Annotated in this window: 11 protein-coding genes; 1 reads left to right on the forward strand and 10 read right to left on the reverse strand. The window is 46.1% G+C overall.

What is annotated here, in order from left to right; translation table 11 throughout:
* Positions 1-126: IS3 family transposase (locus ACFQZE_RS14725; RefSeq protein WP_379359255.1), on the forward strand; the 126-nt coding region annotated here is incomplete at its 5' end.
* 141 nt (positions 127-267) lie between these two features.
* Here ACFQZE_RS14725 and ACFQZE_RS14730 read toward each other — a convergent pair.
* The 10 genes from ACFQZE_RS14730 to ACFQZE_RS14775 all read right to left on the reverse strand — a co-directional run bounded on the left by ACFQZE_RS14730 (position 268) and on the right by ACFQZE_RS14775 (position 15,355).
* The gene (locus ACFQZE_RS14730; protein ID WP_379358257.1) at positions 268-735 is read right to left on the reverse strand and encodes a DUF5085 family protein; all 468 of its coding nucleotides are present in this window, start codon (positions 733-735) and stop codon (positions 268-270) included.
* Complete coding sequence (locus ACFQZE_RS14735; RefSeq protein ID WP_379358259.1) at positions 725-1,039, reverse strand: hypothetical protein; 315 nt, start codon at positions 1,037-1,039, stop codon at positions 725-727. Before ACFQZE_RS14735 ends, ACFQZE_RS14730 begins: the two co-directional genes overlap by 11 nt.
* 150 nt (positions 1,040-1,189) lie before the next feature.
* On the reverse strand, positions 1,190-1,921 hold the full coding sequence (locus ACFQZE_RS14740; RefSeq protein WP_379358261.1) for a hypothetical protein: 732 nt from the start codon (positions 1,919-1,921) through the stop codon (positions 1,190-1,192).
* Between the two features lie 5 nt (positions 1,922-1,926).
* Positions 1,927-3,120 carry a hypothetical protein gene (locus ACFQZE_RS14745; RefSeq protein WP_379358263.1) on the reverse strand — a complete coding sequence of 398 codons (1,194 nt, stop codon included), beginning with the start codon at positions 3,118-3,120 and terminating at the stop codon, positions 1,927-1,929.
* An 11-nt stretch (positions 3,121-3,131) separates the two neighbouring features.
* The gene (locus ACFQZE_RS14750) at positions 3,132-3,452 is read right to left on the reverse strand and encodes a hypothetical protein (RefSeq protein WP_379358265.1); all 321 of its coding nucleotides are present in this window, start codon (positions 3,450-3,452) and stop codon (positions 3,132-3,134) included.
* Between the two features lie 287 nt (positions 3,453-3,739).
* Positions 3,740-6,052, reverse strand: a complete 2,313-nt coding sequence (locus ACFQZE_RS14755; RefSeq protein ID WP_379359257.1) for a glycoside hydrolase family 3 C-terminal domain-containing protein — start codon at positions 6,050-6,052, stop codon at positions 3,740-3,742.
* A 74-nt stretch (positions 6,053-6,126) separates the two neighbouring features.
* A complete protein-coding gene (locus ACFQZE_RS14760) occupies positions 6,127-8,892 on the reverse strand; it encodes a beta-glucosidase (protein ID WP_379358267.1) in 2,766 nt (921 codons plus the stop codon).
* Between the two features lie 153 nt (positions 8,893-9,045).
* Positions 9,046-11,322 carry a helix-turn-helix transcriptional regulator gene (locus ACFQZE_RS14765; protein ID WP_379358269.1) on the reverse strand — a complete coding sequence of 759 codons (2,277 nt, stop codon included), beginning with the start codon at positions 11,320-11,322 and terminating at the stop codon, positions 9,046-9,048.
* Between the two features lie 128 nt (positions 11,323-11,450).
* Positions 11,451-11,891 carry a hypothetical protein gene (locus ACFQZE_RS14770; protein ID WP_379358271.1) on the reverse strand — a complete coding sequence of 147 codons (441 nt, stop codon included), beginning with the start codon at positions 11,889-11,891 and terminating at the stop codon, positions 11,451-11,453.
* 113 nt (positions 11,892-12,004) lie between these two features.
* A complete protein-coding gene (locus tag ACFQZE_RS14775; RefSeq protein ID WP_379358273.1) occupies positions 12,005-15,355 on the reverse strand; it encodes a 6-bladed beta-propeller in 3,351 nt (1,116 codons plus the stop codon).
* Between the last annotated feature and the right edge of the window lie 97 nt (positions 15,356-15,452).

Below are 15,452 nucleotides of genomic sequence, written 5' to 3' on the forward strand. Positions count from 1 at the left end.
ACTTGCACAACGACGGCAATCGTTGTACAAACGATTCAAGCGTACATTCTTTACTATAACTCAATTCGTATTCAAGCGAAACTAAATAACCAGTCGCTGATTGAATATCGGCAACTGGCTATCTAGAATAGAATTAGGTGTTTTGATCCCTGTCTCATTAACGGGGGTCAGTTCCCGTCCCTTCCGGCTTTTTGCTATTGATTTGGCTGCTTCTATTAAGCAACTCCTTATACTTGACAGCTTCCTTACAGCATTCTAGAGATCGTGCTAACTCCACATCTCTTCGTTGCTTTTTTGTACGACTCCAATCTTAATATACGTATAAGGAAACTCATGATCCCCCGACATAACATGAAAGATAGGAGTCGTTTGTTCCATGCCATTAGCTCGTATGTGGTAGAGCAGCCTGGCATACGCTTCTTCGGTATTCATTTCGAAGTTTGAGTAAAGACAAAGCGATATCATCGACTCTATTCCGAAATAACTCCGAAACTTAAACCCCTCAGTTTCTTTAGGTAGATCCTCTTCGATTGAAATGAAGAACTCCACTTTTACAACCTCATCCAACGGAACATTATTTAAACTGTAGAAAAAAGGCCCCTTCACTGAAACTCTCATCTTATTGACTTCTTCCAGAAACTGCGTGAGATGCAACTGCAACTCTTCATAGTGGAAGCTATATTCCCGCGAGATTACGTTAGAAGCCTGAAGGTCATCATGCGGGTTAATAATCAAGACCGCTCTCCTCCTTGCGAATCGGGGCGTAGATGTCAATTACCGGTTCACCATAAGCTGGGATATGAATGTTAAAGAATGGCTCTTCAAGGATCACTCCGTTTTCAGTGGCTGCCATTCGAAGCAGCTCGTATGATTCCTCCAAACTCTCCTCGCTGTCACTATGCCGAAATAGCAATCCGTCCTCGTATACTAAATTCGGATGGAAGCTGAAGCCATTGAGCCCTTCGACATCCACCTCCTCATTAATCGGCACATGGAAGGTGTATATGGACGTCTCCCCGTCAATACTCGCTTGAAACATAAAGGGTCCTGTAGGATAGAGGTTATTTTTAAGGACACTATTGCGAAGCTCGCGTGCGTACAGAGGCCACTCCGTAGTAAGGCACTGCACTTCAAGGCTCAATATATTCATAAATGCTATAGGTTGTCTTTTAATTCTCATTTGGTCAGGCTATCCTTTCTTGTTTCTTTGTGGTGGCCGCTCATAGATGAAGACTGGGTTTACAAACTTATAGTAGGCCAGAAAATAAAACTCCGGATAGGCGAAACTAAGGACTAGCTGTATGGGCACAATGCCTAGAAGAAGCAAGAAATTCCCTTTTCCCGTTAACGCCAAGACCATGACTACAATAATAAGCAACACAGAAAACAGAATCGCTGAGGCAGCCCACAGTTTGCAGTGCCCCTGATAATAAATTCCTCTTCCCTCTTTTCTGGTCTCTCCTTTGATAATATTTATCTTTGCCCTTTGTACAGACCACAGTAAATAAACTACGCCCAGCATCAGCAATACGAGACCATACAGCATCAGTTTAATGCTGTCTCTTTCTTCTTTTACATCCATTAGATAAAATAGATACGGATCGATAGTCATTTTAACAAGAACAATATTAACAACAGTTACATGTAAGCGCTGATATCGAAACGCTAGCTTTTCAGACAGAAAAAAAAGCATAAAAATACCATGTATGACCCATAAACCTAAGAAGAATGTTACAATAACCGTAATCCATGGAGTCTGTGTTTCATGTGAACGATCTGCAAAAAAAGGAATAAGGTTCATGAATCCGCAATATAAAAATGTTATGAGCAAAAAAGCACTTAACCCTTCTGGACTAAGCCGATGCCTGCCAACATCATAGATTCTATGTATTTGATCCTTCGTGAAGGTGTTCAGATTCATCTCTCCTACCAAATAATTTTATCGAGCTTACGAAAGCCGTCCACTAAGCCGTCTGCTATGTTATTGGCCATATCTTTTGTCACATCCACCACACTTTTCTTTGGTTCCTCCCCTAAAATCTTCAAGTTAGCTAAGAGATGAATGCCGCCCCCTATAACCGCACCAGCTACAGTACCTAGTGGCGGCATAAATAATGATCCTATCGCCATTCCGGCGGCCATTGCCGCTGAGCCCGCCATTACATCGACGGACGTATCTACAATAAACTTCTTTTTCTGTTCAGAACTAGCTCCTGCAAAATCAACATTTCCATTCTCGTTTCGGATCGTGTCAAAATTACCGCTAACGTCAAAGTATAACCCAACAATACCCGGAACCTTTGCAATCCGATCCCAATTCGTAACTCCCTTTCCAAACCATCCTCTAGGATCCAGATCCTTCAGCGGATTAATGGCTCCAGCAAATGCTGTGCTGGCTCGTTGCACTATCCCTTTACCGAGATAATCATCTAGAGCTTCTCTCAATTCTGGAAAAACATCGCTTGAAAATTTATTTATATTAAAAGTTATCTTCCCTTTAGTTTCATTATTGTAAAGCGCGATTCCATCCTTCATTAAGGCTTCAATATCATGTTTACGGAAGGTATGCCTTCTTGGAAGCAAGCCCTCAAATAGGCGCTTCCGCACATTCTCCCATTCCCCTGGATCCATCTGTCTGAGAAAAAAGGTACGCGGATCCCAAGTCCATTTTTTAATCTTAATATAGGTCTTCCCGTCCCTTGCTTCCAGAAAAAACTGTAAACCTTTCCTTAGAAGCCAATCGTGAGGATCGGCCAGCACACCGCTTACTGCGATGAGAGCCGACCTTGCCACCTTCCCGACTTCTTCTTTAGTTACCGGATTAGAACCCGTTACCAGCTTAATCGCCTTTCCTTTAAGCTCATTTTCCAAACTCTCGTATTCGCCTATACTATTAATAACGAACCGATCAAGAAGATGCAATTGGGACATCGCATCTACCAAATGATTGCCCGCTGTCCGAAGCTGCTCGTCGACATTGCAACGGTTTTGTATCTTCAAATCTATATTTCTTCGCAGCGAATTATACTGATTTTCAACACTGTTAACTGCATCGATTCTTCTTTTAATCGTGGGCTGCGTCTGCTTGAGAATTTCGAAATCGAGTTCAAATTTTTTCACTTTGGTTTCACCTACCTATTCCTCGTTGCTTGTTTCTGACGTTCAGCAAGTGCTTGAGCTGCAAGCTCTGCCTGACGGCGCTCCTCGTCCTCGATCTGATTTGCCACACGCACCAAAGTGCTGTCTGCATGGTCCAGCGACAACGATGCTTGTGCAATTTTCTTTTTTACTTGGGCCACAGCCTGTTCAATATACTGCATCTCGGGAGCCTTCCATCCCGTCTTTAGCTTCTGCAAATACGTATCCACGTCCCGTTCCGCTTGTTGAAGCGAAGCTTTGCTCGCACGAATTTGCCCAGCTTGGCTATTCGCTTGCGCTACTAAATCGCCCATCCCCCGACTTCCCTTCCTATATAATCAAATAAAATGTTTACCTTGTTATGTAACTACTAATTGTTAATTTATAACTATACTTTAACATATTAATTATCCTATGGAAATATAGTACTATTGGGTTTGAAACTAGATAAACTCTAGGAAAATACAAAAAAAATGTGATTCGAATGGGAAAGTTTGTTGCAATAATTATAGTTATCTATAGCAATAACTTTACTTACAAAAAAAAGCGCCCCTGCAAACGCACGCGCGCAGCAAGGGCACTTCTATCTTACTTTCCACTCTTACTTATTTATCCATTTCAAAAGCTTCAAAATTTGTTTCTGGCTAATTTTCCCGCCTGTAAACCGGTCAATTTGGCGAAACGGCATATTGAGCACAAAATAAACGTTATTCGCGAGCAGCGGTTTATCCATTGCGTTAAATAGCTTGTTAAAAAACATAACCGCGCCATAAAGCGTTTTACCAATTATATTTTTATTTTTGGCTTGATTGATCGTGTCGTTAAGCCCCAAATCCCGCTTAGGGTCCCAATAAGGCGATGGCGGCACATAGCCCAAAAGCTGATGATATTCCTCCGTCGTCACCTCGTGAACACGCCCGCTGTCATAATGCGGGAACCGCCCTTTTGCATGTCCGCACAGGACGGAATCTCCCTCCATGACAACCCTTTCACTCAAATGAATGGACTGAATTGAGCTGCCGATTTGGATATCATAAGCGCCTGGCTCCACGGTCCAATCGCGAACTGTTGGATTATAATACGCGAAATCGCGGTTTTCCAATTCGATAACGATCCGTTTGCTTTCGCCCGGCTCCAGAAATACCTTCTCGAACCCTTTTAGCTCTCGTTTCGCTCTAAAAATGGCGGAGTCGATTTTCTGAATATACAGCTGTGCCACTTCTTCCCCTGCAACCGAACCTGTATTCGTCACGGTAAAAGAAATCTCGTTTTGCTCCACGGCCAAATCGCTGTAACCAAACGTAGTATACGACAACCCGTATCCGAACGGGAACAGCACAGGCTTCTCCACGGTATCAAAGTAACGGTACCCGATAAAAATGCCTTCTCTATGCTCCGCAGTCGCCTCTTTGCCCGGATAATACGGAGCCGATGATACATCGCCGTAAGCGAGGGGGAACGTTTCGCTAAGCTTGCCGCTTGGATTGTATTCCCCTTTCAAAATAGCCGCCAACGCTTCAGCGCTTCCTTGCCCAGAAAGATAGGTATGAATGACGGCTTTTACATCGTGGATAAACGGCATTTCAATGGCGCCGCCGCCAGCCAGTATAACAACGATATTGGAATGGACCTTCGTCAAAGCTTGCAGCAGCACAAGCTGGTTTTCCCGCAAGCTAAGGTCAGCGCGATCTACGCCTTCCGCTTCGCTTCCTTCATCCAGTCCTAAAAACAAGAGAACGGTATCCGCTTGCTCCGCCAGTCTGACCGCTTCCGTGACCAAACCGTTATCCTTGCCGCCCATTCGTTTGAACCCTTGTGCGTAGCCGACAATTGGCAGCCCTGCCCCGCCCAGCACATCCAAATGATTAGACAGCTTCGACGGGTTGATTAGCGAGCTCCCTGCCCCTTGATAACGAGGAGTTTGAGCAAAATCGCCGATAACCGCAATCTTTTTATCCCGAGACAGTGGCAATATAGCTTCATCATTTTTCAAAAGCACAATGGAACGTTTAGCCGCTTCAATTGCTTTCGCATGATGCTCAACCACATTGATAGTTGGCGCCGCCTTTTGATCCAGCCGCGTTTCAAACACTAACTGAAGCAGCTCGTCGACGGCTTCATCCAACACATCCTCCGCCAATTCCTTGTTGCGAACCGCCTGCACAATTTCCCGATCCGTAATTCCGTTCGTCGACGGCATCTCCAGCTGATTGCCCGCTTTAAGTCCGTCGACACGGTCATTATTGCCGCCCCAGTCAGTGACGACTACGCCGTCAAAGCCCCATTCGCCCTTCAATATATCTTTCAGCAAATAGTTGTGTTCATTGGCGAATGTACCGTTTACCCGGTTGTAGGAGGTCATAATCGTTTTCGGACGGCCCTTCTCCACGACGCGTCTAAAGCCTTCCAAATACAGCTCCCTGAGCGAGCGCTCATCAACTACCTCATCAATCGTCATACGCATATGCTCTTGGCTGTTGACCGCAAAATGTTTAGGGCAAGCCGAAATGCCATTCGACTGTATGCCCTCCACCATCACGCCTGCAAGCTCGCCCGTCAAATAAGGGTCCTCGGAAAAGTATTCAAAGTTGCGGCCGCATAGCGGATTGCGCTTAATGTTGAGGCCGGGACCCAGCAGGACGCTTACCTTCTCGCTGGCCGCTTCTTTGCCAATCGTTTGGCCGACTTCACGGATCAGCTCTCTATCCCAGCTATTGGCGAGAGTGGCCGCCGTCGGGAAGCAAGTGGCGGGCAAACTTTTGTTCAAGCCCAAATGGTCGGCCTTGCCGCCTTGCTTCCTGAGGCCATGCGGGCCGTCCGTGAGCATAATGCCTGGAATGCCTAAGCGCTCAATCGCTTTTGTATTCCAGAAATTCGCCCCGGACATCAAACCCGTTTTTTCTTCCAGTGTCATCCCTTTAATTAACTCTTTATGCTTCAATCTGTTCACCCCGCATCGAGCGTACTCCGTTCACCGAAGTGACATGCTTATTTTTCAAAAAGGTACGTTTGCAAAATCGTATACAAAACATGCTGGACGCTTGTGCGAGCTCCATTCGCAATGCCCGAAGGATCCTTCTTGTACGCTTTTTCTAGCCGCTTCTCATTTGTAGACGACGACATAATGTCGAGCATCAAGTCGTTGCCTGCAACAACCGCATCCGGCGCTTTCATAAAGCCAAATACTGCATCGCTGGAAACAAATCCGTCAAAGCCCCATTCCTCGCGCAGCACATCGTTCAGCAATACGGAGTTCGCTCCCGCCCATTTCCCGCCGATAATGGAGAAGCTGGACATGGCGCCTAGCGGACTGCTTTCTTTCACTGTAATTTCAAAAGGCTTCAAATAAATTTCGCGAATCGCCTGCTCGTTCGCCCAAATCAGGTTGCCGGAGCGTGCATTCGTTTCCTGATCGTTGAGCGCAAAATGTTTCATAAAAGCAATAATGCCTTGATCTTCCGCTCCGTTGATCATCGCTGCCGCTATTTTGCCGGACAGAACTGGATCTTCGGAGAAGTATTCAAAGTTGCGGCCGCCTTGCGCCGTACGGTGAATGTTCATGCCAGGAGCATACCAGCCTTGGATGCCGTAAGCGCGCGCCTCTTTGCCGACCGCTTCTCCCATTCGGTATGCGAGATCCTTATTCCATGTGGAGGCAATAACGATCTCCGACGGGTACGATGCCGCTGTAACTGGTTTAAAGAAGTAGCTGAACCCGGCAGGGCCGTCCATCAGCAGCGTTTGTGGAACGCCGAGACGTTCGATTCCTATCGTATGATAAGCGCCGTTTGCCACATATTTAAACAATTCGTCTAATGTGAACTGGTCCATAAAGGCATCCCACTTCGGATCGTCAGCGGCGAGTCCTTTCAAGTCTTCCAGCTTAATGCCGTTATCTGCACCAAATGTCGGCATTTCAAGCTTCGAATCCTCAAGCTTTTTCGAAAATTCATCCAGTATAAATTGCGGCGCCTCATGGCTGATGCCCTCATCGGAAGGATAAGTGCCTTCCCAATCGCTGCGCGACAAATACGTCAAGTCGCCGTGTGCATTTTCGAAGCGATTTTCGTATGGCGTACCGGTATCCTTGTCTTTTTCGAATACAATTTTGTCTGCCAACTCAAGATCGTAGCTAGCGACAATGTCATGGACGTTGCGCGCCACTTTGATCGTGTACGTGCCTGGGTCAAGCACATACGCTTCTTCCGTCTTCATATCGTAGGAAGCCATTTCTTCCGTATCAAACGAAAGCGTGAGCACTTCGGATTTGCCTGGCTCAAGAAGAGACGTCTTAGCAAAAGTGGCCATTTCGATAGCCGATTTTTCAATACCGCCCGGAATGTAAGGAGCCGAGTAGTATACTTGAACAACATCTTTGCCCGCTGTATCGCCGACGTTTTTCACTTCAACTTGCAGCTCGATTTTGTCCTTGGACAGCTTTTGCTCCAGCACATTCCACTCGAAATCGGTATAGCTTAGCCCGTGTCCGTAAGGATACAGAACCGTTTTCTTATAACCTGCCTCGTCTCCGGCAAAATAAGTTTCATAGAAGCGGTAGCCGACATAAATGCCCTCTTGATAATTAAGGAACGAATATTTCAAATTGTTGTAGCCGTAGTCTCCAAAGTTTTCGCTGGCCGGAGCCGAAGAATTGTCATACACATACGTATCTGTGATGCGGCCCGACGGATTAATGTTGCCCGCCATAATATTTCCTAATGCGTTGGCGCCAAAAGGACCCGGCGTTCCAATCCAAAGCACGGATTGAATGGACTCATATTCTTCGACGAAACCAAGCTCAAGCGCATTGCCCGCGTTGACAACAATCGTCACATGCTCAAAGCTTTTTGCCACCTTTTCAATTAAAGCGCGTTTGTTTGCAGTCAACTCCAACTGCTTGGCAGTGGCGTCGCTCGCTTCTACACTTTCGCTGGCAATGACAATAACCGCATTTTCCGAATAGGCTTTTGCTTGCGCTATCGCCTCATCCGTTAAATAATCGATGGCCGGTTCATCGCTCGAAGTACCCGCCAGCATTCCTTTGACAACCTGAATGATTCCGGTATTTCCTCCGGTTTTTACTCCGGCCTCTTTGCCGACTTGCTGGTAAAAATCATAAAGTTCAGGGTTGTAAGCAATGCCCGCATTTTTTAGTCCATCAAATAGATTGACCGCGCGGGAAGTGTCGCCTGCGCCCGAACCGCCGCCGCCATAACGCAAAGCAAGCGAGGCTACGCCGAACACATTGACCTTCTTATCCTGCAAAGGCAAATGATCGTTGTCGTTCTTAAGCAGAACAATGCCTTCATTCGCGATTTCTTCCGCTATTTTCCCACCCTGCTCCCGCGCTGCGATTGCCTCAGGTGTATCCGTTACTGCCGTAATATTTTTGCCGGACAAAGCTTCGATAAGGTCGGATGCGGTTGGGGCAAATTGGGCAAACAATAAAATGAAAACAACGGCAACAATCGACCAGCCTGTGAAGCGTCTTGGCCTGTTTTTAATTTTTCTGTAGCGCTTTGCTGCTCTTTTGGATGCTCTGCGATCCTTGCGGCTCATCGCTTTCAGTTCCATTTTGAATTGCTGCTTTTGTTCTTTTCGGAGCGCTTTATCTTGATCATTAGCAGCCTTGCGTTCCCCTTCAGGCAGAGCGGCTATTTCTTCTTTCCACTTCTTGCGTTTTGCCTTGTCTTCCTTTACTTTCAGCACCAATTGTTTTTTGTTTGCGCTTCTTTGTTTAAAGTAGTTCAACACGGTGCAACCCTCCATTTGCAGTATTCTAGTTTGTTTCAGGTTCCATGCTTCAACCTTAATATAGCGCTTACATTTTTGCTATTTGGATCTTGTCATAAAAAAAGCTAAATATTGCGTTTATCCGATTATGCTGCATAATCAAAAACGCAATATTTAGCCTTCGGCATTTGTTTTTTCCAAGTCGACCATGATGATTCCGAATGATGGAACCTCAAACTCAAGAGTGTAACTTCCCTTTATATTCACCGTTTCCACGTTTCTTGAAGGACGATTGACCGCATTCCAGTAGGCGATATCTTCGAAGGACAATTTTTTGCATTTTCGAAGTTCGGCCATATCTCTTCGTCCATCAATCAGCTCCGGCGTTAATTGTTGCTTGATTAAACGGTAAGAGCCTTCAATGTTTTTTAAATCTAGCTTGTACGAAACAAACGAGCTTTTTGCTTTTTTCCAGGCTGATTGGGATGGCTCTTGCTTAAACTGAAATAAGAGACGCAGCTCATCCTCTGGGTAAACGGCTAATATCCGGTAATGATTTTGCCGTTTGGTCACAATGCAGCTTTCACTTCGAAAGACAAGCTCCTCAAACAGTCTGCCAACAAACTCGGTCGCGTACCAATTGTCCTTATACCGGCCGTCTGGCGTACATAACGAAAGTCTGTTTGCCAGCTCATCCGGAAAATAGTGAAACAGCTTGGCCGAATCCAGCGTGAGCGGAAAATAATACTGACCCGCATTTTCGCTCTGATTAATCGCGCCGATATATTGCCATACGCTTGCATTCGCTTGCGCTAAATCGGAATAAGCCTGCAAATAATCGTCATGCTCATAACCACGCATATGGTCCAAAATTCGATGTTGATACTCGATATTGGCATTTTCGCCAATGATTCGAATATACGCGGGGTCAAACAGCGCGTCAAGCGCAGTGGCCAGCGGAATTTTGTGCATGCGCGTCCAATCGTCGATGCAATAAACAGCGTTCTCGCAATCGTCATCGATGGATACAGCCCCTTCAGGAGGCATTGGAAAATGAATGACAACGTTTGAGTACCCTTTAACCAATGCTATGGCCTCTACTAACGGCAAACATAATTCCCCGCTGTTCTGGTATTCGTAGAAGCAGCGAAATTCGTAAATCCAGCGATGGCTCGTCATATAATTTTGCTGTAGATGGAGAATCAAATCAGCCAGAATCGTTTGAAACCCTCTCTTGTCTGGAAACCCAAGCTCCAGCCAATCGTCATAATCGATAGTTTGAAATTGAAGATAAGGCTGCATGTTCGCTGAAACAATCTGCTGCAACAGTCGATCCAGCTCTCTAAACGAACCAACGGGCTTGCCGTCTATAAGCTGTGTACTCACTTTTTTAAAGATGCGCGTTACCGCAACATGCTTAACCCCAAGCCTTTGCCGCGCCTCCAGCAGCCGCTCCTTATCCAGCTCGCCCTTCACCTTCAGCACATGGTTCACTTTGGAGTACCGCCCAACCGTCTTTTGCATATTGAGCTGCACCTCAATACGATCGTGGGACTGCGGCGAACCGGCGGAAAAATCACCTAAAGGCACATACGGCGAAAGCAGCTCCAGCACGTCTTGCGACAGGGCTCCGTCCGCATGATGCCCCTTCGCTTGCTGCCGTTCTTTTCGAAACTCGGCAGGTGTAAGCTTGTATCTCTCTTTAAACGCTTCATTAAAAGCCCGCATATTAGGAAAACCGTTGGCGTGCGCAATTGTAACGATCTTTTCGTTCGTGCCTTCCAGCATTCGGAAGCTATGAAAAAGGCGAACCTCTTTGATGTAATTGCCGATCGAAATGCCAAGCTGATTTTTAAAAGAATGCGCCAAATAATATTTGCTGCTGAAAAACTTCTCCGCCAGCTCATCCAAACTTAACTTCTCCGCATAATTGACATTAATGTACGAGATTAGCTCCTTCACCTTGTCCGAAGCGGCCTCTCGCTGATCCCCTTCGCTCCCTTGCGCGAGATAACGATACAACAATCCGATCAGCCTTTTGGCATAGCCTTCCATTAAATAATCAGAGCCGTCGGACGGGAAATTCATTTCGATATACAAATATGCCATGCTATGTTTAATGAGCTCATAACCGTCATTTTTGTACACGGCCGATAACGGGATGTTTAGCTTGAATGGCGGGAGCTCCTCTTGATATTCATTCGTTAACACTTTGACTTTAAGCGTCGCATTTTCTTCACTGCCAAGTACGCGTACCATATCGCCCTTGTTCAGTACAAAAATGTCTCCCGTTCGGATCAAAATATCTGAACCGTTCCGCATAATCTCCAAATAGCCGGACAGCACGAACCATAAATTCAGCTCGGTGATGAGCAGAAAGTCGACTTGCTCGATTTGTTCGATCACAGCCGTAACGAATTGGCTTGGGACGCGCTTTTCTGTTGGAGACACGGGCACCGCTCCTTTGGTCATGATGTCGTTGCATGGAAAAGTTTAATTTCAGTATAGTACATAATGGATGCTTTTCTCCAATACAACGCTAACCAATATTGGATTAACCACCTAACAGAACAGTCCCCTCATGCTTTTACTCTATATTTATCTGATTCAATAGGGTCAAAAATATCTCTCAGACCGATATAAGTGGCTATTTTGAAGTCCATAAATTTGCTGTCTAAAGGGTGGATTGCAAGGCTTACGAGTTTGAATTTGAAGTTTCCAATGGCCCTGTTTTTTTCGTTGTATTGATTTTCTATAAACATGTTCAGACCTTCATAAATGTTTATTACCAAAATGGGAAACAGTCGCTCCCACTCTTTGTTCCCTTTCAAATCGTCTTGTATGAGCGCTTCATTTTCAAAACAAATACTGCTGCCTTCGTAAGGTTCAATGATGAAATCAATAATCGCGAAATGTTCTGAACCATTCTGTCTAACATACCTTGCTTGTTTTTCCACTCGTTTTTCTACAGAAATAATGGACACTTTATCCCACTCATAAGGCGGTTGAATCCAAATCATAGTTGGCCCCTTTCTGTCCTCGCATAAGGATGGTCTATTCATAAATAAAAACGAATCACTGAAAATCGAAAGCCCATCCCCAAAGGGATGGACTTTTTCCATGCAGACCGAATCTAATCTATCCACTCGGCCGCTTGAAGCAGCCTGACGAATACAGTAGCGGCTTCCGCACGAGTAATGCGGCCCTTCGGGTTAAATGCTGCGTTAGCCGTACCCGTCATAATGCCTAACTCCACCATCAGGCGAACGTCGGCTAGCCGAGCCGGATCTACGCTCCCAATATCCTTGTACCCGTCAAAGCTTTGGCCCGCTTTCGGCAGCGTCAATCCTTCGATTTGGATGAAGGAGGCCAGCATGCTGGAAAGCTCCTCGCGTGTCACTGCCCGGTTAGGCGTAAAGCTGCCCTGTTCAAACCGATTTAACAATCCAAGCTCATTCGCCTTAACGACTTCATCGTAGTACCAAGCGCCAGCCGATACATCGTTATAAGGAGCAGGGTGGCCTTCTCCCTTTGCCTCCGCCGTACGTCCGGATGCTCGTACAAGAAGGGCGGACATTTCGGCGCGGGTCAACTCTCCTTCCGGGTTGAAGCGGCTGCCGCCCCTCCCGTTCATTAATCCTTTGGCTGCGAGTGTCTTCACAGCAGATTGACTCCAATGCTGCTGCATATCTGTAAAGCTTACAGGATGATGCGCCACGACATACGCGCTATTGGAATCGGAGCGGATCACGACCGTCCATTTCTTTCCATTTTGCACCGTCTGCGCGGGGACAAACTCAAACTGCTTTGTCGTTTCGTTATAGCGGAAAGCTCCCCATTGAGCCGGCAAACCATGGGCTTGATCCGGGAGCGTTATCGTTCTAATGAGCGCTTCTTTGAAAAGATCAGCCTTCGCGATCGTCTTACCCGAAACGGCATGGACGATCTCCACCTTATAGTCTACAATCGAGCCGATCGTCTCGCTATTTGGCATGCTGCCAGCCAAAGCTTCTTGTATTTCAGAATCGCCCGATTGATCGGTCAACGTTATCTTAAAGCTTATTTCATCCGTTTTCAGACGATGAGCGGCAAGCGTATCCGTGAGTCCAGAAATGAGCGATGCGAGACGAACAGGCACCTGATAGCTGCCAAAAGGAGTTCCAAGCTCGATTACAAATGACGCATTTTCACTTTGCAGCTCTTCCAGCACTTTTGCCGGGATAACAGCATAAGCAGAGCCATTTTTAGGCTCAACTTCAAGCGTAACGGACGGCTTCTTTGTATCCAGAAGATCCGGATCTATAGGTTTGCCGTTCAGATCGATTGTCGGTTTAGCCGGATTGGGCGGAATAGACTCTACCAGCGGCACGGATGAGGTCGATACCTGCTTCATTGTATACGCGCTTTTATTTCCAGCCTCATCCTTCACGATAAGGTTAAAGAAATAAGCCGTATGGGCCGCGAGCCCCGTCACATTCAGCTCTCCGATATTTGCCGCATAAATTTCAATCGGCGTCCCGTTCAATTCCATTTCGCTAACCGTAGCGATGTTGGGTGAGTTAGAGCGATAAACCAAATATTCGAGCGCGCCTTGAGCACTTTCGTTATCCGTCGCTTTGTTCCAATTGAGCTTTAAAGCGCTGCTTGTAATGGATGAAGCGAGAAGCGCGCCATCTGCCACAGTCGGCGGGGTCTGCTCGGGTCCAACGTTCAATACTTGAATTTGATGAGCGGAAAAATCAGTTACATATACATTGCCCCTGCTGTCTATTCCAGCACCGAGAGGATAATGAAATTGCCCTTCCCCGCTGCCTTGACTTCCCCACTGCTCTAAGTAAACCCCATTGGAGTCAAATTTTTGGATGTGATAATTATGGGCATCCACAACATATACATTGCCGCTGGTATCTACTTCTACCCCGTGCGGGCTCATAAACTTGCCATTTCCGCTGCCCTGACTTCCCCATGCCGCGATAAAAGTACCGTTCGAATCAAACTTTTGAATACGTTTATTAATATGTTCCGCCACGTAAAGGTTGTCGTTGCTGTCAATAGCGATCCCTGTAGGCCAGTTCAACTGCCCCTCGCCATTGCCAACACTCCCCCATTTTGCAAGAAACACGCCATTCGAATCGAATTTTTGGATGCGATTGTTATACTGATCCGTCACATAGACGTTGTTACGGCTATCTATTGCAATACCGGTAGGTCCGTTAAACTGGCCGTCACCGGTTCCGTTGCTTCCCCAAGCCGTAATAAATACTCCGTTGGCATCAAATTTTTGAATGTTATGGTTATACAAATCTACAACGTAAATATCATTATGGCTGTCTATCGCCATTTCGAGCGCAAATCCAAATTTCCCCGCTGTGTTCCCTTCCTCTCCCCACTTAGCAAGGAATGTACCGTTTGCATCATACTTTTGAATCCGGGCATTTCCAGTGTCCGTCACATAGAGGTTGCCATTGCTGTCTATTTCAATATCGCTAGGGTGAGATAGTTGACCGTTTCCTTTGCCCCACTGCGAAAGATAAGAGCCGTTAGAGCTTAATTTTTGATAACGAAAATTGAGCGTGTCCGCCACATAAATGTTGCCGTTGCTATCTACCGCGACTCCATGAGGGCTGTTGAGCTGGCCTGAACCGCCTCCAAGGCTGCCCCATTTTTCAAGAAATACGCCATCCGATGAAAACTTCTGAATCCGGTGATTCCACCTATCCGCGACATAAACATTGCCATTGCCGTCCACTGCAATGCCTACCGGAACGTTAAACTGCCCATCCCCGCTCCCGAGACTTCCCCACTGAGTTAAAGGTGTACCATTCAGATCAAATTTTTGAACCCGGTGGAAATAATCTGTTATGTACAGATGACCGTTGCTGCTTATGGCGATCCCTGAAGGATATTGAAATTGGCCAAGTCCACTACCGAGACTCCCCCATTGAGCCACATAGGAGCCGTCCGAATTGAATGTCTGAATACGATGGTTGGATTGATCGACTACATATATTTTGTCGTTTGAATCTATTGCAATTCCATAAGGCATATTTAATTGTCCATCATTGCTGCCCAAGGTCCCCCATTTCGAAAGGAACCCTCCATCCGAATCAAATTTCTGAATACGATGGTTTACTGTATCCGCCACATAAACATTGCCGCTGCTGTCTACCGCAATGCCGTTGGGAAATTGAAACTGGCCGTCTCCGTTGCCTGCCGTTCCCCACTGCTTAACCAAGCTGCCGCTGGCATCAAACTTCAATATTTGATGATTAATAATATCAGATACAAAAATGTGACCGTTTGCATCATGGGCAAACTGACTAGGCTTGATGAAGTCCGCATCGTTGGAAATAAACGGTTTAAATTGGAGTCCGGCAGCCGATACAGAACCCATCGCCGGGAACATCCCGAATAAGATGGCAACGGTTAGAATAGCCCCTATTAAGCCGCGTATATTTAGTTTCCATTTCCTTCTACTCATCATTAGAACTCTCCCGTTTTTAAAATTGTTGCTCTTCGTCATTTCATAGATTTCATTATTTTAACAGATTAACTATTAAATAATAAGTGTTAAAAGGGAA

The sequence above is a fragment of the Paenibacillus sp. GCM10027627 genome (genome assembly GCF_042675505.1).
GTDB lineage: Bacteria > Bacillota > Bacilli > Paenibacillales > Paenibacillaceae > Pristimantibacillus.